19 protein-coding genes and 1 tRNA gene are annotated in these 22,997 nt (G+C 68.6%); 14 read left to right on the top strand and 6 right to left on the bottom strand.

What is annotated here, in order from left to right; genetic code table 11:
- Positions 1–3 precede the first annotated feature (3 nt).
- Positions 4–1,182, bottom strand: coding sequence for a LysM peptidoglycan-binding domain-containing protein (locus tag MKD38_RS13950; RefSeq protein ID WP_252677645.1), 1,179 nt, complete (start codon positions 1,180–1,182; stop codon positions 4–6).
- Positions 1,183–1,342: 160 nt separating this feature from the next.
- Between MKD38_RS13950 and def the strand changes: the two genes are divergently transcribed.
- The 10 genes from def to MKD38_RS13900 all read left to right on the top strand — a co-directional run bounded on the left by def (position 1,343) and on the right by MKD38_RS13900 (position 11,665).
- Entirely contained in the window at positions 1,343–1,849 is a 507-nt protein-coding gene (gene def, locus MKD38_RS13945) for a peptide deformylase (protein WP_115663863.1), read from the top strand.
- Between the two features lie 154 nt (positions 1,850–2,003).
- A complete protein-coding gene (gene fmt / locus MKD38_RS13940; protein WP_252677643.1) occupies positions 2,004–3,017 on the top strand; it encodes a methionyl-tRNA formyltransferase in 1,014 nt (337 codons plus the stop codon).
- 183 nt (positions 3,018–3,200) lie between these two features.
- A complete protein-coding gene (gene htpX / locus MKD38_RS13935) occupies positions 3,201–4,061 on the top strand; it encodes a zinc metalloprotease HtpX (protein WP_012354336.1) in 861 nt (286 codons plus the stop codon).
- A 141-nt stretch (positions 4,062–4,202) separates the two neighbouring features.
- On the top strand, positions 4,203–5,642 hold the full coding sequence (gene rsmB / locus MKD38_RS13930; protein ID WP_252677641.1) for a 16S rRNA (cytosine(967)-C(5))-methyltransferase RsmB: 1,440 nt from the start codon (positions 4,203–4,205) through the stop codon (positions 5,640–5,642).
- 9 nt (positions 5,643–5,651) lie between these two features.
- Positions 5,652–6,524 (top strand): DUF4390 domain-containing protein, encoded by an 873-nt coding sequence (locus MKD38_RS13925; protein ID WP_252677639.1) that lies wholly within the window; start codon positions 5,652–5,654, stop codon positions 6,522–6,524.
- Positions 6,521–8,953: a sensor histidine kinase gene (locus tag MKD38_RS13920; protein ID WP_252677638.1), complete on the top strand. Its 2,433-nt coding sequence runs from the start codon at positions 6,521–6,523 to the stop codon at positions 8,951–8,953. Before MKD38_RS13925 ends, MKD38_RS13920 begins: the two co-directional genes overlap by 4 nt.
- Positions 8,954–9,005: 52 nt before the next feature.
- Positions 9,006–9,716: a response regulator gene (locus tag MKD38_RS13915; protein ID WP_252677636.1), complete on the top strand. Its 711-nt coding sequence runs from the start codon at positions 9,006–9,008 to the stop codon at positions 9,714–9,716.
- Positions 9,717–9,776: 60 nt separating this feature from the next.
- Positions 9,777–9,852 (top strand) — tRNA-Phe (locus MKD38_RS13910).
- A 272-nt stretch (positions 9,853–10,124) separates the two neighbouring features.
- Complete coding sequence (locus MKD38_RS13905; protein ID WP_252677634.1) at positions 10,125–10,616, top strand: hypothetical protein; 492 nt, start codon at positions 10,125–10,127, stop codon at positions 10,614–10,616.
- Positions 10,617–10,936: 320 nt separating this feature from the next.
- Positions 10,937–11,665 (top strand): aquaporin, encoded by a 729-nt coding sequence (locus MKD38_RS13900; RefSeq protein ID WP_252677632.1) that lies wholly within the window; start codon positions 10,937–10,939, stop codon positions 11,663–11,665.
- Here MKD38_RS13900 and MKD38_RS13895 read toward each other — a convergent pair.
- Entirely contained in the window at positions 11,649–13,298 is a 1,650-nt protein-coding gene (locus MKD38_RS13895; protein ID WP_252677631.1) for a carbohydrate porin, read from the bottom strand. The genes MKD38_RS13900 and MKD38_RS13895 overlap by 17 nt on opposite strands.
- A gap of 501 nt (positions 13,299–13,799) precedes the next feature.
- On the opposite strand from MKD38_RS13895, the gene MKD38_RS13890 reads away from it, so the two are divergent.
- The 3 genes from MKD38_RS13890 to dinB all read left to right on the top strand — a co-directional run bounded on the left by MKD38_RS13890 (position 13,800) and on the right by dinB (position 17,126).
- Entirely contained in the window at positions 13,800–14,936 is a 1,137-nt protein-coding gene (locus tag MKD38_RS13890; protein ID WP_018005015.1) for a TRAP transporter substrate-binding protein, read from the top strand.
- Between the two features lie 141 nt (positions 14,937–15,077).
- Positions 15,078–15,983 carry an EamA family transporter RarD gene (gene rarD / locus MKD38_RS13885; RefSeq protein ID WP_115678956.1) on the top strand — a complete coding sequence of 302 codons (906 nt, stop codon included), beginning with the start codon at positions 15,078–15,080 and terminating at the stop codon, positions 15,981–15,983.
- A gap of 63 nt (positions 15,984–16,046) precedes the next feature.
- The gene (gene dinB, locus MKD38_RS13880; RefSeq protein WP_252677630.1) at positions 16,047–17,126 is read left to right on the top strand and encodes a DNA polymerase IV; all 1,080 of its coding nucleotides are present in this window, start codon (positions 16,047–16,049) and stop codon (positions 17,124–17,126) included.
- 75 nt (positions 17,127–17,201) lie between these two features.
- Here dinB and MKD38_RS13875 read toward each other — a convergent pair whose 3' ends face one another.
- Together MKD38_RS13875 and MKD38_RS13870 are read right to left on the bottom strand one after the other, a co-directional pair.
- Positions 17,202–18,200 (bottom strand): DUF2272 domain-containing protein, encoded by a 999-nt coding sequence (locus MKD38_RS13875; protein ID WP_252677629.1) that lies wholly within the window; start codon positions 18,198–18,200, stop codon positions 17,202–17,204.
- A gap of 241 nt (positions 18,201–18,441) precedes the next feature.
- Positions 18,442–18,720, bottom strand: a complete 279-nt coding sequence (locus MKD38_RS13870; RefSeq protein ID WP_012354324.1) for an HU family DNA-binding protein — start codon at positions 18,718–18,720, stop codon at positions 18,442–18,444.
- A gap of 1,169 nt (positions 18,721–19,889) precedes the next feature.
- On the opposite strand from MKD38_RS13870, the gene MKD38_RS13865 reads away from it, so the two are divergent.
- Positions 19,890–20,405 (top strand): SET domain-containing protein, encoded by a 516-nt coding sequence (locus tag MKD38_RS13865; RefSeq protein ID WP_012354323.1) that lies wholly within the window; start codon positions 19,890–19,892, stop codon positions 20,403–20,405.
- Positions 20,406–20,430: 25 nt separating this feature from the next.
- Here MKD38_RS13865 and MKD38_RS13860 read toward each other — a convergent pair whose 3' ends face one another.
- Complete coding sequence (locus MKD38_RS13860; RefSeq protein ID WP_371925692.1) at positions 20,431–22,053, bottom strand: sensor histidine kinase N-terminal domain-containing protein; 1,623 nt, start codon at positions 22,051–22,053, stop codon at positions 20,431–20,433.
- A 150-nt stretch (positions 22,054–22,203) separates the two neighbouring features.
- Complete coding sequence (locus MKD38_RS13855) at positions 22,204–22,908, bottom strand: response regulator transcription factor (RefSeq protein ID WP_012354320.1); 705 nt, start codon at positions 22,906–22,908, stop codon at positions 22,204–22,206.
- Positions 22,909–22,997: the final 89 nt, after the last annotated feature.

Genomic DNA, 22,997 nt, shown 5'->3' with positions numbered 1-22,997 from the left:
GGCTCAGCGCGGCGAGGTGGCGCGGTCGCCGACCGCGATCACGTTGGCAGCGTCGGTGACCAGCGCATACGAGACGCCGGGGAACACGCGGAAGACAAAGGCCAGCCCGTAACGCTCGTCCGGCAGCCGGATGGCGCGGTTGCTGTCGGTCTTGTCGGCCACGGTTTCGCCGGTGCGCGACAGGGCCAACACATGGCCCGGTTCCACCCCCGCCTGGCTGCCGAGGTTGAGCACCACCACCTGCCTGGCGCCACCGAATTCCACCCCGCCATAGACCTTGGCGACGCGGCCGTCGAGCTGGGCATCGGGCGCGTGGGGCACGTAGCGCAAGGCTTCGCGCGCGGGCTGCGGCATCAGGAGCGTGCCGACGCCCATCTCCTGCCTGGCCTGCGTGACCTGCAGGGTCGAGACCGCGTCCGGGCCCTGCGCGCCGCGCGCCAGGCGCACATTGCCTTCATATTCGGCCTCGTAGCCGAGCACGGCCTGGGTCACGGGATCGCGCACCGGAGTGAGCGGGCGGTAGGCCTGCCAGTCGCTGCCCCGCGGCGCGTCCGCGGGGATGCCGCGTGCGTAGCCGGTGTCGTCGCGGCCCAGGATCACGCGCGACTCCGACACCGCCACGATGCGCGCCGAGGTGTCCAGCGTGCCCTGGTCGACCACCAGCGGCCGGATCAGGAAGGGCTCGATCTCGGCGGCCGGAATGCTCAGGATGGCGGCGCCATCGGCGGCGCTGCTGCGCATCTGCGGCGACAGGCGCACGGTGTCGCCGCCGCCCGGCGTGGTCGACAGCCAGGCACGCCCGTCGCGCTGGATCAGGTACAGGATCTGGCCCGGGTAGATCAGGTGCGGATTGCGGATCTGCTGCCGGTTCATGCCCCACAGCTCGGGCCAGCGCCACGGCTGGCGCAGGAAGCGGCCCGAGATGCCCCACAGCGTGTCGCCGCCGCGCACCGTATATTGCGATGGCGCGTTGGCGGCAAGGTCGGCCACCGGAATGCCGTGCCGGGCGCTGCGCTGGGCTTCGGCCTGCTGGGCCGGTGTGACCGTCAGGTCCGCCGCCAGCGCCGGCAGCGCGGCGGTGAAGGCCGCGGCACTCAGTAACGGATAAGCAAGAAATCTGGGGATGAACGCGTGCAGCCTGCGGCCCGACGCCGCCTGGTGTTCTTTGGTAAGATCGCGCATTTTCCTGACCGGCCGGTGGTTCGGCCGGATTGACCCGGGAGAGCGTGCCTGTTGCGGCGCGCCTTGAATTTTTGTACTTGCGCCCCGATTCTGCATGTAAACATCCGCCGCCGCAACGCGGCCCGCTTGCCGGCAGCAGCCGGCGTTGCGCCCCAGCATCATGGCAAAACTCGACATCCTGACCTACCCCGATCCCCGCCTGCACACCGTCGCCAAACCCGTGGCCGCGGTGGACGACCGCATCCGCCAGCTGGTCAAGGACATGGCGGAAACCATGTACGAAGCGCCCGGCATCGGCCTGGCCGCGACCCAGGTCAACGTGCACGAGCAGGTGGTGGTGATCGACATCTCGGAAACGCGCGACCAGCTCCAGGTCTTCATCAACCCGGAGATCGTCTGGGCCAGCGACAATCGCAAGGTGTGGGAAGAGGGCTGCCTGTCGGTGCCCGAGGTCTATGACCGGGTCGAGCGCCCCGACCGCGTGCGCGTGCGCGCGCTCAACGAGAAGGGCGAAAGCTTCGAGCTCGACGCCGACGACCTGCTGGCGGTCTGCATCCAGCACGAGATCGATCACCTGCGCGGCAAGGTCTTCGTCGAGTACCTGTCGCCGCTCAAGCTCAACCGCATCAAGAGCAAGCTGCAGAAGCGCGAGCGCACCCGCATGTAAGCCGCCGATGCGGCAATAAAGATGTAACAGGGCGCCGGAATCCGGCCACCCGCGTGCGGCACCAGCGCGGGGTCTGTTATCTTTATGACTTCCGAAGAACCACGATACCGGCCGCTATAGCGGCCGGTGCCATTTCAGGCCACGGAAACCTGCCATGTCCCAAGCCAGCCCCTTGCGTGTCGCCTTTGCCGGCACGCCCGAGTTCGCGCGCGTCGCGCTGGAAGCCATCCACGCCGCCGGCTTTCCGGTGGTCGCGGTGCTGACCCAGCCCGATCGGCCCGCCGGCCGCGGCATGCAGCTGCAAGCCAGCCCGGTAAAGCAGTTCGCTGTCGCCCATGGCCTGGCGCCGGTGCTGCAGCCGCGTTCGCTGCGCCGCCAGGGCAAGTATCCCGAAGCCGCCGCCGCGGCCATCGAAACGCTTGCCGGCATCGCCCCGGATGTCATGGTGGTGGCGGCCTACGGCCTGATCCTGCCGGCCGAGGTACTGACCCTGCCGCGGCTGGGCTGCCTGAATATCCATGGCTCGCTGCTGCCGCGCTGGCGCGGCGCGGCGCCGATCCACCGCGCCATCGAGGCGGGCGACGCCCAGACCGGCATCACGCTGATGCAGATGGACGAGGGCCTGGACACCGGCGACATGCTCACGCGCGAGGCGGTGCCGATCGGCGCGGACGACACCACCGGCACGCTGCACGACATCCTGGCCGCGCTCGGCGCGCGCATGATCGTCGACGCGCTGCGGCAACTGGATGCCGGCCGGCCGCTGCCGGCCACACCGCAACCGGAACAAGGCGTCACCTACGCCGAGAAGATCGCCAAGGACGAAGCGCCGCTGGACCTGCGCCGCCCGGCCGCCGAACTGGCCAATCAGGTGCGCGCCTTCAACCCGTTCCCGGGCGCCACCGTGCAGGTGGGCGACACCGTGATCAAGTGCTGGCAGGCGGTGCCGCTGGCGGCAGCCAGCAGCCTGCCGCATCCCCCCGGCACGGTGCTGGCGGCCGACGCCACCGGCATCCTGATCGCTTGCGGCGAGGGCAGCGCGCTGCAGGTCACCGAGCTGCAGAAGCCGGGCGGCCGCCGGCAGCCGGCGCAGCAGTTCCTGCAAGCCTTGCCGCTGCCGCCGGGCACGCGCTGCGCAGTGCCCGACAACGGCGCCGCGGCGGCTTGAGCAGGCAGCCCTTTGCCGCACATGGCGCTTGAAGTGCCGCCGACAGCGCCCGCACCTGCCGGCGGACGTGCAACCTTGCAAAGGGCGTGGAACGGACGTTGAATTTTCTGCGATCGGCCCCTATCTAACGGGCATCGCGCCACCTTTTCCGGGGCGCGTCACGATTTCACGGAGATCACCGCAATGTTCAACTGGGTCAAGACCTTCATGCTGATGGCGGCCATCACGGCCCTGTTCATCGTCATCGGCGGCATGATCGGCGGGCGCAGCGGCATGATGTTCGCGCTGCTGATCGCGCTGGGCATGAACTTCTTCTCCTACTGGTTCTCGGACAAGATGGTCCTGCGCATGTACAACGCGCAGGAGGTCGATGCCGGCAGCGCGCCGCAGTTCTACGGCATGGTGCAGGACCTGGCGCAGCGCGCCGGCCTGCCGATGCCGCGCGTCTACCTGATCAACGAAGACGCCCCCAACGCCTTTGCCACCGGCCGCAACCCGGAGCATGCCGCGGTGGCGGCCACCACCGGCATCCTGCGGGTGCTGTCCGAACGCGAGCTGCGCGGCGTGATGGCGCACGAGCTGGCCCATGTGCGCCACCGCGACATCCTGACCTCGACCATCGCCGCCACCATGGCCGGCGCGATCTCGGCGCTGGCCAATATGGCGATGTTCTTCGGCGGGCGCGACGAGAACGGCAACCGCACCAACCCGATCGCCAGCATTGCCGTCGCGATCCTGGCGCCACTGGCGGCCTCGCTGATCCAGATGGCGATCTCGCGCGCGCGCGAATTCGAAGCCGACCGCGGCGGCGCCGAGATCTGCGGCGACCCGCAGGCGCTGGCCAGCGCGCTGGACAAGATCCACCGCTACGCGCAGGGCATCCCGTTCCAGGCAGCCGAGGAGCATCCGGCCACGGCACAGATGATGATCATGAACCCGCTGTCCGGCGGCGGCATCGCCAACCTGTTCTCGACCCATCCGGCCACCGAGGAACGCATCGCGCGCCTGATGCAGATGGCCCAGACCGGCACCTACCCGGCCTGAGCCGCGGGAAATCCGGGGCGCGGCCCCGCCACAAGGTACACTGCCCGCTGTTCCGCGTGGACCAGCGGGCTTTTTTTGGCCCGTGCCGCGCGCCTTCCCGATTCACGCCTTACCTGCTGCCTGATCCGCCGCCTGACCGATATGCGCCTGCCTCCCGATTCGCTTGCCTTCCAGATGCTTGGTGCCGCCACCGCGGTGCGCGCCGTCAGCGAAGGCACGGCCTTGCCCCAGGCGATCGAGGACGCCGCCGCGCAGCTGAAGCTGGACCGCGTGCGCGACGCCGCCACGCGCGGCGCGCTGCAGGACATCGCCTACCGCACCATGCGCCAGTTCGGCACCGCGCGTGCGCTGGTGACCAAGCTGGTGACGCGGCCGCCCGGCGCGCAGGTCGATTCGCTGCTGGCGGTGGCGCTGGCCCTGTTGCTGGAACACGGGCCGGGCCCGCGCGAGCGGCACGACGACGCCGACCCGGCGCGCCACGATGCCGACGCCGGCCGCCCGGGCTACAGCACCTTCACGGTGGTCGACCAGGCCGTCAGCGCGGCCGCCTCCGAACCCAAGACTGCGCATGCGCGCGGACTGGTCAACGCGGTGCTTCGGCGCTTCCTGCGCGAGCGCAAGGCCTTGCTCGCTGAAGTCAACCGCGACGAGCAGGCGCGCTGGAACCTGCCGCCGTGGTGGCTGCGCATGCTGCGCGAGGCCTACCCCGACCGGTGGATGGCGCTGGCCGCCAGCGCCAACGTGCGCCCGCCGATGACGGTACGCGTCAACACCGCGCGCGTCTCCGTGCAGCAGTACCGCACCGACCTGGCCAACGCCGGCCTGGCCGGGCACGTCGTCGGTCCGCAGGCGGTGCGCCTGGTGCGCGCGGTGCCGGTGAACCAGCTGCCCGGCTTTGCCGAAGGCGCGGTCTCGGTGCAGGACGCCGGCGCGCAACTGGCCGCGCCGCTGCTCGAGGTGGCCGACGGCATGCGCGTGCTCGATGCCTGCGCGGCGCCCGGCGGCAAGACCGGGCATTTGCTGGAGCTGGCCGATATCGAAGTGACCGCGGTCGAAAGCGACGCGCAGCGCGCCACCCGCATCGGCGAGAACCTGGCGCGCCTGGGCAAGACCGCAAAGATCGTGGTTGGCGATGCCAGCCGGCCCGCCGACTGGTGGGACGGGCAGCCCTTCGACCGCATCCTCGCCGACGTACCGTGCTCGGCCTCGGGCATCGTGCGGCGCCATCCCGATATTCGCTGGCTGCGTCGGGAAGCCGATATCGCCAAGCTGATCACCGAGCAGCGCCGCATCGTCTCCCAGCTGTGGCCGCTGCTCAAGCCGGGCGGCATCCTGGTCTATGTCACCTGTTCTATTTTCCCAACGGAGGGCGAGGAGCAGGCGCGCTGGTTTGGTGAGCAACTGGCAGATGCGATACGATTGCAGGCGCCGGGCCAGCTGCTGCCCGGCACCCATACAACGCTTGCCGCGGGCGCGGACGGTGACAAGGCCACCCTTGACAGCACCGGCCGCAACGACGGTACCAGCCTGCCATCCGATCACGATGGCTTCTTCTACGCCCGCTTCCAGAAACGCGCCTGATCTGATCCGATGCCGAGCACGCCGCGCCTGTCAGGCCTTCGCGTTGAAGTGGACCTCCGCTGCAGAATTCTGGCGCGCTGGGCACTCGCGTTGGCGCTGGCGCTAGCCGCCGCGCTGTGGCCGCCCCGCGCAGCACAGGCGCAGGTCATCGAGGCCACCGAAGCCCGCGTCGAATACCAGGACGGCGGCTTCGAGCTTGCCGCCAGCTTCGACTTCGACCTTCCGCCCGCGCTCGAGGACGCGCTGCACAAGGGCATCTCGCTGTATTTCGCGGTCGACTTCCAGCTCTCGCGCTCGCGCTGGTACTGGTTCGATGACAAGCCGGTCAACACCACCCGCAGCGTGCGCCTGTCGTACCAGCCGCTGACGCGCCAGTACCGCATCTCCACCGGCGGCCTGCAGCTGCCGTTCACGCGCCTGAAGAGCGCGCTGCAGTTTATCCAGCGCGTGCGCGGCTGGCGCGTGTTCGAGCGCAACGCGGTCAAGCCCGGCGAGACCTACAACGCCGAAGTGCGCATGCGGCTGGACCTGTCGCAGTTGCCCAAGCCGTTCCAGATCAATGCCGTCAACACGCGCGACTGGAACCTGGCATCCGACTGGCGGCGCTTCACCTACACCGTGCCGACCGACCTGAACACGCCGCCCACGCCGCCCGCGCCGCCGCCGCAGCCGCCGGCACCGCCACCCGCATTGCCTGCATCTCCCGCCGCGCCCGCACTTCCGGCCTCGCCGACCATGCCCGCGCCCGCACCGTCTCCGGCCTCGCTGCCTGCCGCGGCCAATGAGCGCGGCATGATGGAAGGACGCGGCCTGTATCTGCAGGCCGCGTCGTACGCGCTGTCGCCGGCGATGCTGGCGCAGCCCGCGCCGAGCCAGCCATGAGCAACCCGTTGTGGGACAGCCGGTTCCGGCGCGTGCTGTACCGCGTCGTGGCCGGCATCATCGTGTTCCTGGCTCTGGTGCTGGTGGGCCTGCTGGCCGGCGCGTCGGCCAATACCGAATTCTTCGATCGCTATTTCACGCTACTGTTCAAGGTGAACCTGGTGATCGGCGCGCTGCTGGTGCTGACCGTCGGCGCGCTCGCGGTCACGCTGTGGCTGCGCTATCGCCGCGGCAAGTTCGGCACGCGGCTGATGACCAAGCTCGCGGTGTTCTTCGGCGTGGTGGGCGTGCTGCCCGGCGTGCTGATCTACCTGGTGTCGCTGCAGTTTGTCTCGCGCAGTATCGAGTCCTGGTTCGACGTGCGCGTGGAAACCGCGCTCGAGGCCGGACTCAACCTGGGGCGCTCCACCATCGACAGCTCGCTTGCGGACCTGCAGGTCAAGGCGCGGCTGATGTCGGAGCAACTGGCCGGCGCTTCGGGCGTAGCTACCTCGCTGCAGCTGAACCGGCTGCGCGAGCAGTACGGGGTGCAGGAAGCCGCCATCTTCACCGGCAGCGGCCGCGTGCTGGCATCCGCTTCCAGCAACTATGCCTCGCTGGTGCCGGACCTGCCTTCCGGCGTGCTGGCGGAACAGGCTCGGCTGGCGGGTGGCTATGCCGCGGTGGAGGGCGGCACCGATCCGTCGAGCGATATCGGCCAGGCTGCCGAGCGTGTCGACAGCAGCCACCTGTATCGCCTGCGCGTGATCATTCCGCTGGGCGCTGCGCCAGGGCCGGCACAGGATACGGTCGGCGCCGCCAGCGCACCGCGTGCGCTGTCGCGCGCGCCGCGCTGGGCCGGCTCGGGCCTGTCGGTGGAGCGCAGCCCGGAAGATTCGCCGTCGAGCGGCTTCGGCCTGGTCGGCGAGACCGTGCGCGAAGAGCGCTACCTGCAGGTGCTGCACCCGGTGCCGGCCGTGCTCGCGCGCAATGCCGACGAGGTCCAGCGCGCGTACCAGGAGTACCAGGAGAAGGCGCTGGGCCGCACCGGCCTGCGCAAGATGTATATCGGCACGCTGACGCTGACGCTGTTCCTGGCGGTGTTTATCGCGGTGATGCTGGCGCTGCTGCTCGGCGGCCAGCTGGCGCGGCCGCTGCTGATGCTGCTGCAGGGAACCAAGGAAGTCGCCGAGGGCGACCTGTCGCCCAAGCGCGAGCTGAAGAGCCGCGACGAACTGGGCATGCTCACGCAGCAGTTCAACCAGATGACACGCCAGCTGGCCGAGGCGCGCCTGGCGGTCGAAGAAAACCGCGCCGCGCTGGAGCAGTCGAAGGCCTACCTCGAAAGCGTGCTGCAGAACCTCACCGCAGGCGTGCTGGTGTTCGACCGCCGCTTCGTGCTGATCACCGCCAATCCCGGCGCCGAACGTATCTTCCGCCAGCCGTTCGGCGCGGTGATGGGGCTGCCGATGGAACAGATCCCCGGCATGGGGCCATTCGGCGAGATCGTGCGCCAGGCCTTCTCGGACCAGAACACCAGCGAGGTGCTGGGCGGTGCCGAGCACTGGCAGAAGCAGATCGAATTGCCGCAGGGCGAGGAGCAGCCGCTGACGCTGCTGGTGCGCGGCGCGCGCCTGCCCGGCGGCGAGCGTGACGAACCCGGCTATGTGATCGTCTTCGACGATATTTCCGATGTGATTTCCGCTCAACGCTCGGTGGCGTGGGGCGAGGTGGCACGGCGCCTGGCGCACGAGATCAAGAACCCGCTCACGCCGATCCAGCTCTCGGCCGAGCGCCTGCAGATGAAGCTCTCGCCCAAGCTCGAGGGCACCGATGCCGACGTGCTCAAGCGCGGTGCCGCCACCATCGTCAACCAGGTGGCCGCGATGAAGCGCATGGTCGATGATTTCCGCGACTACGCGCGCACGCCGCCGGCGGTGCTGCAATCGCTGCAGCTCAACAGCCTGGTGTCCGAGGTGCTGCACCTGTACGGCATCGACGATCCGGCGGTGCACGAGCACCCGGTGATCCATCCGACGCTGGGCAGTGCGCTGCCCGATATCAAGGGCGATCCCACGCAGCTGCGCCAGGTCATCCACAACCTGCTGCAGAACGCGCAGGACGCTGCCGCGGAGAACGTCGCGGCCGGTAGGGCCGCGCCCCATATCACTCTGCACACCGAGACTGTAGAATACAAAGATTCTGCCGGCGAGAACCGGCAGGCCGTCAAGCTCACCATTGCGGACAATGGTCCCGGTTTTGCACCACGCATCCTGAGCCGTGCGTTCGAGCCTTATGTGACCACCAAAGCCAAGGGCACGGGTCTCGGGCTCGCGATGGTAAAGAAGATCATTGACGAACACGGCGCGCGCATCGAACTGCGCAATCGCATGGAAGGTGCCGAGATCGTCGGTGCGCAGATCTCGATCCTGTTCGTTAAACTGGCATAGTCAACATTGGCGTCCGGTCCCGGAACGCTGCGGTGGGGTTAAGAGGGGAAGTATGGCAACCATCCTCGTAGTCGATGACGAAATGGGAATCCGGGAGCTGCTCTCGGAGATCCTCAGCGACGAAGGCCATGTGGTCGAACTCGCGGAAAACGCGCAGCAGGCGCGCGATTACCGTGCGGCGGGCACGCCCGATCTCGTGCTGCTCGATATCTGGATGCCCGATACCGATGGCGTCACGCTGCTCAAGGAGTGGTCCGCGCAGGGACAGCTGACCATGCCCGTGATCATGATGTCGGGCCACGCCACCATCGATACCGCGGTGGAGGCCACCAAGATCGGCGCGCTCAATTTCCTGGAAAAGCCGATCGCGCTGCAGAAGCTGCTGTCCGCGGTGGAGCAGGGCCTGGCCCGCGGCATCGAACGCCCGCGCAGCACCGCCACGGCCGCCGCCGCACCCGCCACCGCACCGACGGCGGAACCCGGCACGGCCGCCGCCACGCCGGAGGCCATCGCGGAAGCGGCACCCAACGGCAGCCCTGCGCGCGTGCCCGAAGCCGAGATGCAGTTCTCGTTCGACATGCCGCTGCGCGAAGCGCGCGACCTGTTCGAGCGCGCCTATTTCGAATACCACCTGCTGCGCGAACACGGCAGCATGACCCGCGTGGCCGAGAAGACCGGGCTGGAGCGCACCCACCTGTACCGCAAGCTCAAGCAGCTCGGCGTCGAACTGGGCCGCAACAAGCCAGAGCCGGCCGAGCACTGAGGCAGTGCCCTAGATGACGCTTGACTGGTCCTGAAAGACCAGTTATAGTTTCGCTTCTTTGGCCCGGTAGCTCAGTCGGTAGAGCAGAGGATTGAAAATCCTTGTGTCGGCGGTTCGATTCCGTCCCAGGCCACCAGAACAGGAAAAGCCCGGCTCTTGCAGCCGGGCTTTTTGCATTGGACGGCTCACGTCTGTGTGCATGCCATGCCGCCCGCGCGTCGCCGACGCGACGCAACACCCAATCCAGAAGTAAAAATCTTCTACTTGGCAGCCGATCCATGTCTCTCTAGGATGCCCTGACGCACTGCCACGAGGCGGGGCGGGCCGGGCCGGCCAAGCCGCATTGCGATGCGCAGCCATAACGCGGATACCCCGGCCCCGGGCCGATACTTTCTTACCGGGGGTTGGATGGACACACTGATCGGGACGGACAAGCACTGGCCGCCGCACACCGCGGCCGGCGAGCGTGGCTTGTGGAAGAGCACCATGGCGGCGGCCAGCCAGGCGCTGGGGGCGGCGGGGCGGATGCAGCAGGCGGTGTCGCAGACGCTGAAGCTGCAGAACAAGATCCGTGCGCTGCGCGACGAGCTGCATCAGATGGAAGCCGAGCGCGATGTCTACCGCGAGCTGCACGCGCGCACGGTGGAAGAGCTGCACCAGGCCATCGACCGCAGCCCGGCCGAAATCAAGCGGCTGCGCGCCGAGACCGAGGCCATGCAGGTGCGCCATCGCGCCTACAAGCTGCTGGTGCAGCACTACATGCGCATCGGCACGCCGATCGATCCTGCCGTGTTTGCCGAACAGCGCAGTCGCGTGCAGCAGCACATCCTGTTCCAGCGCCGCAAGGGCATCCCGGTGGCCAATATCGTGGTCGAGGATATTGCGTTCCTGTTGCGCTGAAGGGCGCTGATTCTGCCCTGAACGGCGCGATTCGAAACCCGGCGTCAGCACACAACATCGCCGGCGCGCATTGACGCGCCCGGGCCGCGGCGGAACACTGTCGCGACCGCGCGCGCAGCCGCTGCGCCGCGGCGTTGCCTGGCTCGTGGCAACGACCTGCCACCGTTCGAGGCGTCGTCTCAGGCGACGTTGTCCATCTTGCTGCTGCGCGCTGTCCCCGCCGTTTCCGCCACCGTTTCCGCCACCGGCCCTGATACAGATCCACGGGCCGGCCTTGGTCCCGACGATGCTTCGCGCCGCTCTGCCGGCCAAGCGCAGCGATGAGTACGCTGGCGCGCCGCCTGGTGGCGGAAGGACTTGGCACCGCGCTGCTGGTGGCGATCGTGGTCGGCTCGGGCATTCGTGCCGAGCGCCTCGCCGCCGGCGATACCGCGCTCGCGCTGCTGGCCAATTCCCTGGCCACGGGCGCCGGGCTGGTGGCCTTGCTGGTATCGCTGGGGCCGGTTTCGGGGGGGCATTTCAACCCGGTGGTGAGCCTGTCGGCGCTGGTGCAGGGCACGCTGGCGCCGCGCGATGCGGTGCGCTACGTGTTGGTGCAGCTGGCGGGCGGCGTCTGCGGCGTGCTTGCGGCGCATGCCATGTTCGGCGAGCCGGCACTGGCGTGGTCGGCGCAGAGCCGCACCGGGCCGTCGATGTGGTGGAGCGAGTTCGTGGCCAGCTTCGGCCTGGTCGGCGTGGGCATCGGCACGCTGCGCAGCCGGCCGCAACTGCTGCCGTTCGTGGTGGCCGGCTACATCACCGCGGGCTACTGGTTCACGTCGTCGACCTCGTTTGCCAATCCCGCGCTGACGCTGGCCTGCGCGCTGACCGATACCTTCACCGGGATCCGGCCGCAGGACGTGCCGGGCTTTGTGCTGGCGCAGATCGGCGGCGCGCTGGCGGCCACGCTGCTGTTCCACTGGCTGTGCCGCAAACCCGCCGCAGTGACATCGGTCCCGGTCAGTAGCCTGGGCGGCGCAACTACCAGGGCAACTACCAGCGCCGATTGAGCTGCACGCCGAAGATCGAGCCGCTCGGCTGCGACGCCCAGGCGTCCGCCGGCGCGGTGTAGCCGATGCCATCCACATCGCTGGCGCGGCTGTAGGTGTAGAACGCGCGCAGGTTGGCATTGCCGGCCGACTTGCCCAGCGTCAGCGTCGGCGCCACCGTCAGCGCGGTGCGCTGGCCGCTGACGCCGAATCCCGACGAGATCTGGTCGTGCGACACCTCGAAGTTCAGCCGGAACTGGCTGCTGGCGACGTACGCGGGACGCAGGCGCGTGGTGGTCCATTGCAGCGTGCCGACCGGCGAACGGTCGAACTGCAGGCTCTGCTCGACCGCACCGCTCAGCCCCCAGCGGCTCTTCCATTCGATCGAGTCAGCCACGCGCGTGCGCGACAGCGACGGTCCCATGCCGGTATAGCCGGTCATGGCGTTGCGCGAACCCGAGCCGAACTGAACCCCCAGCCGGTTGGTGCCGAACAGCACGCCTTTCTGCTCGTGCAACGCGGACGCCCACCACGCCCCGCCGGAGTCCTCCACCAGCGGCTGGGCTTCCACCCGCGTGAAGCCCAGTTGGACCGAACCCTGTTCATTGGTGGGGATCGGCGCGGTGCGCAGCGAGTGGTAGCTGGGCAGGTTCTGGCCGTTCTGGTCGGCGCGCGCGGTGTACTGGTAGTTCAGGCCGATATCGCCGATCAGCCTGGCGTTGTCCACGCCGAACCGCATCGCCGTCGAATTGGGCGGCAACAGGCCGGACGACATCAGGAACGGCGCGTTGTCGCGCCGGCCGGCCCACATGGTGGCGCCGTCCAGCACCGCCAGCCCGCTCACCGCTGTATAGAACTGCGGCACCAGCGCATAGGGATCGATCGCCGCGGGGCGGCCATTGACGGTCGTGGCGTCGGTGCCGCGCGCCTGCGCGATCAGCATCACCTGGGCGCCGCCGTCGAGGTCCAGCACCGACTCGCGGATCCGGACCTCGCCCGCGCTGCGGCAGGCCAGCCCGCTGCCGATGCCGGTGGACAGCGCGCCGCCGGGGCAGGCGCGCATGGTGGACGGACGATCCTCGACCGCGGCGCGGCCGCTATAGCTCAGGCGCCACACGGACTCGCCCGCCGGGTCATCGGCGGGCAGCTGGGAATGCAGCACCGGCGGCGCGTCCGACGGGGTGCCGGCGTCCGCAGCGCCTTGAGCCGGGGCCGGGGGTGCCTCGGCCTGGAACTCGCCAAGCCTCGGCGGGAACAGCACCAGCGGCGGTGGCGGCGGGGCTGGAGGTTCGGGCGGGCCGACGAAGTCTGGATCGACCGGCGCCGGGGCCGCGGCGACGCTGGTGTCCGCCGAAGCGGGTACGGGGACGCTCGCCACGGGCGCCGCTTCGCCGGCGATCAGCGCGGCGAGCGGGTCCTCGGTGGTGGCCGGTGCGGGCGGTTGCGCTGTTGCGGCGGTCGCCGCTGCCACCGCTGGGGCGGGTGCCGCCGCTGACGCCGTGACGGTTGCCGGCACCGCCGGCCGCGGCGCAATGCGCGGCGGCTGCAAGGCTGCCGCGGATTCGTCAGCGCCCGTCGCCGGAGCGCCGGTCTGCGCGCATGCCGCCAGACCCCAGGCGGTCAGCACGGCAAAGCCGAGGCGGCGCAGCGGCACGCGGCGGCCGGCGCAAGCGCCAGGCGGCTTCAGGGGGAGTCGACGAGAACAAGCAGGCAATTGGTACGGCAACGGGGCGATTCAGCGGGCAACCACGATATCCGGCGGGCAGGGCCCCGGAGGCGGGACTGTTTTTTATCAGCCGAGACCATTTGACCGCAAGCCGGGTTACAAAATCCATCACACCGTGCGGCGTCTCACAATACGAAAAACAGCGGAAATGACGCAATCGACTAGCGAAAACCCGCACTTGCGCGGGGCCCCGTGCCGAAAGGGCCACCGCTATAATCGGCTGGCTTGTCTTTCGGGTAAGACAGCCCTCGGCCTTGGGCGCGGTTCCAGCGTCCGGCATGCAGGGCACGCCGCCGTGCCCGTTCGCCACAGGCACTGCGCTGCGCAGGCCGCCGTACCCCGGCGGCCGGTGCGTCACGGTCCGGCGCGCAGCCTCATGCAAGCGGTGCGCCCGCATCCGAATCAATATCTATAAGAGGAGAAGTGGAGATGGAACGTCGTTCCTTTCTGTTGAAAGCGTCGGCCGTGGCTGCCACCGGGGCACTGGCCGCGTGCGGCAAGGGTGAAGAGAAGGCAGCGCCTGTCGCCGCCAGCGGCCCCGCCGCGCCGGCCGTGGTGGGCAGCAACCCCGCCGTGGAATGGCGCCTGGCCTCGAGCTTTCCCAAGTCGCTCGACACCATCTACGGCGGTGCCGAACTGCTGTCGGCCCGCGTCAAGGAACTGACCGACGGCAAATTCAACATCAAGGTCTTTGCCGCCGGTGAAATCGTGCCGGGCCTGCAGGTGCTGGACGCGGTGCAGAACAACACCGTGCAGATCGGCCACACCGCCGGCTACTACTACTTCGGCAAGAACCCGACGCTGTGCTTTGACACCACCATCCCGTTCGGCCTGACCGCACGCCAGCAGAACGCCTGGATGATGCAGGGCAACGGCATGAAGCTGATGCGCGAGTTCTTCAAGGAATACAACGTCGTCAACTTCCTGGGCGGCAATACCAACGCGCAGATGGGCGGCTGGTTCCGCAAGGAAATCAAGACCGTGGCCGACCTGCAGGGCCTGAAGTACCGCATCGCCGGGTTTGCCGGCGTGGTGCTGTCGCGCCTGGGCGTGGTGCCGCAGCAGATTGCCGGCGGCGACATCTACCCCGCGCTGGAGAAGGGCACCATCGACGCGGCCGAGTGGGTGGGGCCGTACGATGACGAAAAGCTGGGCTTCTACAAGGTGGCGCCGTTCTACTACTACCCGGGCTGGTGGGAAGGCAGCGCGCAGCTGTCGTTCTACGCCTCGGCCAGCGAGTTCGAGAAGCTGCCGGCGCTGTACAAGCGCGCGCTGGAAACCGCCACCATCGAGGCGCACACCAACATGATGGCCAAGTACGACACGGTCAACCCGCAGGCGCTGGCGCGCCTGCTGGAAAACGGCGTCAAGCTGCGTCCGTTCTCCAAGGAGATCATGGAGGCCTGCTTCAAGGCGACCCAGGAGTCCTACGCCGACGAAACCGCGAAGAACCCGTCGTTCAAGAAGATCTACGACGACTGGCGCGTGTTCCGCAACAACCAGGCGGCCTGGTTCAACGTGGCCGAGCAGGGCTACGCCCAGTTCAGCTTCGCGCGCAAGCTGTAAGCGCCCGGGCAACCGGGCCCGCCGCAAACCCCATGGTCCCCCGGGAGCATGGGGTTTTTTGTTGGCGGCGGCCGCACGCGGGGCGCGCCGGCGGGGATGGCGCGGCCCCGGTAGAATCGCCGGCATCGACCGGAAAACCTTATGCAACTCGGCATTCTCTACGCCCTGCTGGCGTACCTCATCTGGGGCCTGCTCCCGCTCTATATCAAGTCGCTGCCCGGTATCGCCCCGATGGAGATCCTGCTGCACCGGATGGTGTGGTCGCTGGTCTTCCTGGGGCTGATCCTGGCCTGGCGCCGCCAGTGGGCGTGGCTGGGCCAGGTGGTCAGGGACCGGCGGCTGTTGCTGTCGTTTGCCGCCAGCGCGGCGCTGCTGTGCGCGAACTGGTTCCTCTATATCTGGGCGGTGTCGGCCAACCGCGTGGTCGACGCCAGCCTGGGGTATTTCATCAACCCGCTGTTCAGCGTGCTGCTCGGCGTGGTGTTCCTGCATGAGCGCCTGCGCCGGGTGCAATGGCTGGCGATCGCGGTGGCGGCGGCCGGCGTGGCCTGGCTGACGGTGGCGGCGGGGCAGCTGCCATGGATCGCGCTGGGCCTGGCCGCCAGCTTTGGCGGTTACGGGCTGCTGCGCAAGACCGGTGCGCTGGGCGCGCTGGAAGGGCTGTCGCTGGAAACGCTGCTGCTGTTCCCGCTCGCCGCGGCGGCGCTGGGCTGGCTGTTCGCCACCGGCCAGGACAGCTTCACCCACGCAGCGCCGGGTACGCAGTGGCTGCTGTTGCTAGCCGGGCCGGTGACGGCGGTGCCGCTGCTGTTCTTTGCCGCCGGCGCACGGCGCATTCCGCTGTCGCTGCTGGGCCTGCTGCAGTACACCGGTCCGACCCTGCAACTGCTGCTGGGCGTGTGGCTGTGGCACGAGCCGTTTCCGGCGCAGAAGCAGGTCGGGTACGCGCTGATCTGGCTGTCGCTGGCCTTGTATGCGGCCGAAGGGTTGTGGATGAATGCGCGGCAGAAGCCTGCCGGCATCCAATCTATCAATGAGACGACATAAAAATCGATATCGGCCATTCGTCCTGCTGATAACCCGAAGATAGCCGCTCCCCATCCCGGCCCCATGTCCGCCCCGCCTGATGCCAGTGCCGCGGTCCAGCGCAAGATCATCCATTGCGACTGCGACTGCTTCTACGCCTCGGTCGAAATGCGCGACGACCCGTCGCTGCGCGGCCGGCCGATGGCCGTGGGCGGGGCGCCCGACCGGCGCGGGGTGATCGCCACCTGCAACTATGAGGCGCGCGCCTACGGCGTGCGCTCGGCGATGGCGTCGGCGCAGGCGCTCAAGCGCTGCCCGGACCTGCTGATCGTGCGCCCTGCGATGGACAAGTACCGTGAGGTCTCGCGCCGCATCTTCGCGATCTACCGCGAATACACCGCGCTGGTCGAGCCGCTGTCGCTGGACGAGGCCTACCTCGATGTCAGCCTGTGCACGCACCATGCCGGCAGCGCCACCCGCATCGCCGAAGAGATCCGCCAGCGCGTGCGGGAGGAGGTCGGCGTCACCGTGTCGGCCGGCGTCGGCCCCAGCAAGTTCGTCGCCAAGATCGCCAGCGACTGGAACAAGCCCGATGGCCTGTTCGTGGTCAGGCCGGCCGCGGTCGACGCCTTTGTCGCCGCGCTGCCGGTGGAACGCATCCATGGCGTGGGCAAGGTCACCGCGGCCAAGCTGCGCCGGCTGGGGGCCGAGACCTGCGGCGACCTGCGGCCGTGGTCGCCGGACCGCCTGCATCGCGAGTTCGGCGTGTTCGGGGCGCGGCTGTATAAGCTGTGCCGCGGCGTCGACGAGCGTGCGGTCACGCCCGAGCGCGAGCGCAAGTCGATCAGCGTGGAAGAGACCTATGCCGACGACCTGCCCGACCTGCACGCCTGCCTGGCCGAGCTGGAACCGCTGATCGCCATGCTGGAGGCACGCATTGCGCGCGCCCAGGCGCACGACACCATCGACAAGCTCACGGTAAAGCTGCGCTTCTCGGACTTCCGGCAGACCACGGTGGAATGCCGCGGCCATGCCCCGGACCGCGGCATCTATGCGCGGCTGCTGGCCGAGGGCCATGCGCGGCGGGGCTTGCCGGTGCGGCTGCTGGGGGTCGGGGTGGGCACGAGCGACCGGGATACCGCGCAGCTGGAGTTGTTCGACTGATCGCCGCCGTATTTACCCGATTTATCAATATCAAAGAATAGAGTGATCGCTGATAAATCGCATCGATAAACTGGTCTACTGCAGGTCGTTGCGCATCACCAGCAGCCAAGGCATGTGCGAGTTGGTGACCCCGTCGAGCCGGCCCGAATCGCCCAGCTCGATCTCTTCCATCGATACCGATTGCTGGACGTTGCCGCCGATGGCGCGCACCACGCGCGCGGCCGGGTCCACGGCGACCACGATGTCGCAATGCATCGGCGTGGTGCCGAAGCCGATCTCGGCGATGTCCTCGAGATAGCGGTCACGGCCGCGGCCGGCGCAGATGATGTCGCCGGGGCGCGGCATCGCCGGCACCGGCTCGATGCGGAACGCGGGGCGGGGCAGGATGCCGTCGCGGGCATCGACCACGTACATCGAGTGCGACTGGCCGGTCAGGAACTGGCGCTCGTCCAGCCCCGCCTTGCGCAGCACCCATGACACGAAGACCGCCGACCAGGCCCACGCGCCCTGCGTGACCTGCCTGCAGCTGGGCGCTTCGCCGACGATGCCCCAGTAACGGCGCGCCAGCGTGCAGCCCAGCGGCGTGGCCTCCATGCCGGTGCCGTCCGGGAAAGAAAGGCAGCTGGATGCCGGCGGCGGGTTGCCGTTGGTCTTGGACTCGGTATCGGTGGTGGCCACGGCGGGCGCTGCGGCGTCGGTGGGGGACGCCAGCGGCAGCTCGGGGGGCAATTCCGGGGCCGGCACCGGGCTGTAGGTCACGCAAGAGGTGTCGTCGCGGCCCAGCCGCACCTCCTGTCCGCCCCAGCGGGCCCATTCCTGGATGGCGATCTCGACGATGCGCTCGCGCGGCGTGGCGCCCGGGCTCGTCACCGGCCGCTCGGTGTCCGGCAGCGCCCGCGCCTGCGGCCGGGCCGGCTCGATAACGGTGGTGCAGGCGCTCAGCAGCGCCAGCAGCGCCGCCGCGCAGGCGGCGCGCAGCGGCGCGCGCGCCTGTGGAGAACGCTGTGGAATCGGCTGTGGAAAGCGTTGTGCATAACGCTGTGGAGATCTGCGGTGCTGCGGACGGGCAAACATGTTGGCCCCACGTGGCACGGCGCCCGGCATGGCGAGTTCTGGCCAAGGCTGGACGCCTGTTGAAAGACTTGGCGCGCCATCGCCCCGGCGCGGAGCGGGCGATGCGGCGGATACTGCAGGATATTCAGATCACGACTGTGGATAACGTCCCCCGCCTGGCGCGCGCCTGCGCCCTCGGGCACCGGGGCGGCGGCATGGCGGGGTCAGGCAATACCGGGCTCTGCAGTGCAGCCCGTCAGGATCACTGGTTGACAGCGTCCTTGAACTTCTGGCCAGCCTTGAACTTCACGGTCTTGGCGGCTTCGACCTTGATTTCTTCACCGGTACGCGGGTTGCGCGCCATGCGCTCGCCACGCTCGCCCTTGCTGAACGTGCCAAAGCCGATGAGGCTCAGCGTGTCACCCTTGGCCACTGCGTCCATGATGGCCGACAGGGTCACGTTCAGTGCCTGTTCCGCCTTGGCCTTGGTCAGACCGTCCACCCCGGCTGCGATAGCGTCGATCAGTTCGGTTTTCGTCATGCTTCACTCCGTATCGAGTTGATAAAACACAGGCGTCCGCGGCCGGGCGGCCAGGCTGGCACCGCTCCGGCAAAGACGCCGCGGGCCACATGATACCGTGTCGGACAAGGCGCACCGGGAACAGATTGTTACCTGGCAGTTTCCGCGAGGCCGCGCCAGCACGGGGCTGGAGGCAAATCGAGCTTGTTGGAAGGGGAGCCGCCGTAGGCGGAATAGCGGCGTAAACGGCAAATGCGCGGCAACTGCGCGGCAAAGGTCCGTACGCCACGCGACGTGGCTGCCGCGATCGGCGTAGCACGGTATACCCGCAGGCCAGGCGCCTTCAGAAGGCCGCTGACAGCCTCGAGATCCGCTCCGAGGGTCTTGGCACCCCGGAGCTCCTGAACGGACTGTAGGCGCTGTAGGGGCTGCAACGCATCCAACTGCACTATGGTGCATGGCTTGGACCGGGCCACCTCCAGCCTTACCCGGCATTATTCGGCGTATGCATGGGACCCTCGGCCAACTCATTGAACCGTGATCCGCCGGCATCCGCGTGTACCGCAGCGACAGCGGTCTTGCTGGCCGGTATACGTCGCGGGGGTATACGTCACCGGTATACGCAGTGCCCGAACGGGCAAACAAAAAGTCTCTCGCAAACCCGCCGTTTACGCCTGTCGCCTTTCGGCCGATGCCTCGGGCCTGGGGTCGTTCTTTCGGTTTACCTTTTTCTTTCATGTATACAGATAGTAGTAGTAGGTAAACACCCGCACCCTCTGTGGAAAACCCCGTAAACACCTTTGCCTTCAAAGGTTTACGTAAACGAGAAGTGGTCTCATCGAATGTTGGCCGAGGTGGAAGACTCAGCCCAAGGGATGAGGTGCGAGCCGAACCCCCTCCGACTTATGCCCGAGGCATCCCCATGCCAGCCCCAGGCAGCCCACACCCAATCCGCGTGCTTGTCCACAGATCGGGGCGGTGTTATCCACATGCGGGGGTGGTAAACGTGCGCGGCGTATGCCGCGCACGGTGATGGGCAAGGTGCGCGTATACGTCGTTTGAACTGGTGGCGTCCCACAGCGAAGTGTTGCCACGTATACGTGTCGCGGCCGCCCCGGTATCATCCCCGATCGCGCCGGGCGGCCGGCACCGGTCACCCAGGCACAACAGGCGAAAGCACGGACAGGCAAATGGCGGACAAGGCAAAGCGCAAGGCAGCGGGCGAGGGCAGCAAGAAAACGGCGAGTGACCGGATCGAGGTGCGCCAGTCAGGCGTGCACGGCAAGGGCGTCTATGCCATCGCGCCGATTGCCGAGGGCGAGCGCGTGATCGAGTACAAGGGCGAGCACATCTCGTGGAAAAAAGCGCTGGAGCGCCATCCGCACGATCCCAGCGATCCCAACCACACCTTCTACTTCAGCCTGGACGATGGCAGCGTCATCGACGCCAAGTACGGCGGCAACCGCGCGCGCTGGATCAACCACGCCTGCGAGCCCAACTGCGAGGCGCGCGAAAAGAAGGGCCGCGTCTTTATCCACGCGCTGCGCGATATTGCCCAGGGCGAGGAGCTGTTCTATGACTACGGCCTGGTGATCGACGCACGCTATACCGCCAAGCTGAAGAAGGAATTCGAGTGCCGCTGCGGCAGCCCGCAATGCCGCGGCACCATGCTGGCGCCGAAGGAAAAGAAAAAGAAGGCCAAATAAGGCCGCCGCCCGCGCAGCAGCGGGTTCAGGCCATCGACCCTGCCGGCTCGCACGGGATCCGGATCACGAAGCGCATCACCGCGCGCCGCTCGGGCCTGCTGTCCGTGACGGACGGTTGAGTCGCCGCGCCTGGCGCTGGCGGCACGTCCTCGATGCGAATGGTGCCGTGGTGCAGGGTCACGATCTCATGCACGATGGCCAGCCCAAGGCCGGCTCCGCCCGCCTGGTCGGCGCGGCCGCCGCCGGGCTCCGGGGCGCGGTCGCCGCGGAAGAAGCGCTTGAACACTTCCTCGCGCCGCTGCGGCGGGATGCCGGGGCCGTTGTCTTCCACCATCACCACCGCCATGCCGCGGTGGCCCATGGCCTCGCCGCCGGCGCGCACCGTGATGCGCCCGCCCGACGGCACGTATTTCACCGCATTGTCGATCAGGTTGGACAGCGCCTCGCGCATCAGCAGCCGATTGCCGCGCACCACCGCCGGCGCGCTGCCGGTGAAGGTGGGGCCGGGCAGGATCTCGAAGCCCAGGTCGATGCGGCGCGCCAGCGCCTGCGGCACCCACTCGGCGCCGATTTCAAAGGCCAGCTCGGCCAGGTCGAAGTGTTCCACCGGCCCCAGCCGTTCCAGCGACAGCCCGGGCTCGGCCCGCGCCAGCGACAGCAGCTGGTTGGACAGCCGCACCGCGCGGTCGGCCGCGGTCTGCACCTCGCGCAGCGCATGGCGGGCCACTTCCAGCGAATCGGCGGTCTGGGCCCGGTCGGCATGCAGCTTGACCGCGGTCAGCGGCGTGCGCAGCTGGTGCGCGGCATCGGCAATGAATTTGCGCTGCGCGTCGAGCGCGTCGCGCAGCCGCGCCAGCAGCGCGTTCAGGCCGCGGATCAGCGGCGCGACCTCGGCCGGCACCTGGGTTTCGTCCAGCGCCGCCAGCGAGCGCGCGGTCTGGCGGTTGAGCTTGTCGGCCAGGATTTGCAGCGGCACCAGCTCTTCCTTGAGCACGTGCGACAGGATCAGGCTGCCGACCAGCAGCAGCAGGATCAGCGGCACCGACACCGACAGCAGGATCTCGTTGGCGGCGGTCTCGCGCCGGTCGAGCAATTCCGCCACTTCCACCACGATGGGCCCGCGCGCGGGCTTGCCGGCCTCGCTGGTGCCAAGCTCGTCGACCGCGGCGCTGGGCAGCATCACCGGCAGCCGCACCGCGCGCACCTGGCGTCCGCTGAACCAGGCGTAGAACAGCCGCGCGTCGTGCAGCGTGGTCTGGCCGGTGCCGTAGCCCAGCCAGGTATCCATGCCGCCGATCAACCCGTCGGGGCCGTGGATGCGCCAGTAGATGCGGTCGGTGCCCTCGGCCTCGACCAGCGTCTGCGCGATCATCGGGATGTCCTGCTCCAGTCGCGGGCCGGCGATGCGGATCTGCTGGGCGATGTTGTTGGCCACGCCGTACAGCGCGCGGTCGAACACCTGCGTGGTGTAGTGCGCCGCCAGCCAGTAAGACAACGAGCCGCTGGTCAGCACCAGCGCAAACAGCGGCGTGGCCAGCGCGCGCAGCAGGTGCACGCGCAGGCTGATGTTGGAGCCGGGGCGGGCGGCCTGGCGCGTCGAGGCGGGCGCGCCGCCGCCGGTGTCAGCCGCGGCGGAAGCAGGAGGCACGTTGCGCGTTGCAATGCGCGAGGCGGTGCGCCAGGAGACTCGGGAGGAGGTGCGGGAGCGGGGCCACATTGCCGGCTGGGACAGGGACAGGGACGGACAGGGCCGGGGATCAGGACCGTGCGCCGGGCGGCGCAAGCGGCAGGAGCGCTTTCATTGTCCGGCGCGGATCTGCAGCAGGTAGCCGAAGCCGCGCACGGTGACGATCTCGACGTCGCTGTCCTCGAGTTTCTTGCGCACGCGGTGCACGTAGACTTCGATCGCGGTGTCGCCGACGGTATCGCCGCCCTCGCCGGCGGGGTGGGCAAAGGTGGCCAGGTGGTCCTGCAGCTGCGCCTTGCTGACCACGCGGCCCTGACGCTGCAGCAGCAATTCCAGCACCGCGAACTCGCGCGGCGACAGCTCCAGCGGGCGCGCGTCGATGAACATGCGGCGATCGTTGCCGGACAGCCGCAGCCGGCCCAGGCGCACGTCGCGCTCGGGCGCGGCCTCGCCGTGCTGGCTGCGGCGCAGCAGTACGCGCACGCGCGCTTCCAGCTCGGGCAGGGCGAAGGGTTTGATCAGGTAGTCGTCGGCGCCGGCATTCAGGCCGGAGAGCTTGTCTTCGAGCTCGTCGCGCGCGGTCAGGATGATGACTGGGGTGGTGCGGTTGCGGGCGCGGTAGCGCGCCAGCAGGGTCATGCCGTCGATGCCGGGCAGGCCCAGGTCGAGGATGACCAGGTCGTGCTGCTCGCGCAGCAGGTGTTCGGTGGCATAGACGCCGTCGTGGACGACGCGTACCTGGTGGCCGGCGCGGGACAGGCCGGCTTCGACGCCGCTGGCAATCTGGCGGTCGTCCTCGATCAGCAGGATACGCATGGCGGCAGCTCGGGAAGGACGTTGGGCATGGCAGGCAGACAGGGCAAGGGGCCCACGGCGCACACGGCGGTGTGGGCCTGCCGCAGATT

Source organism: Cupriavidus sp. WGlv3, assembly GCF_023952475.1.
GTDB classification, from domain to species: Bacteria; Pseudomonadota; Gammaproteobacteria; order Burkholderiales; family Burkholderiaceae; genus Cupriavidus; species Cupriavidus phytorum.
Note: the sequence above shows the minus strand (reverse complement) of the source record. Positions and strands in the feature narration are given on the sequence as shown.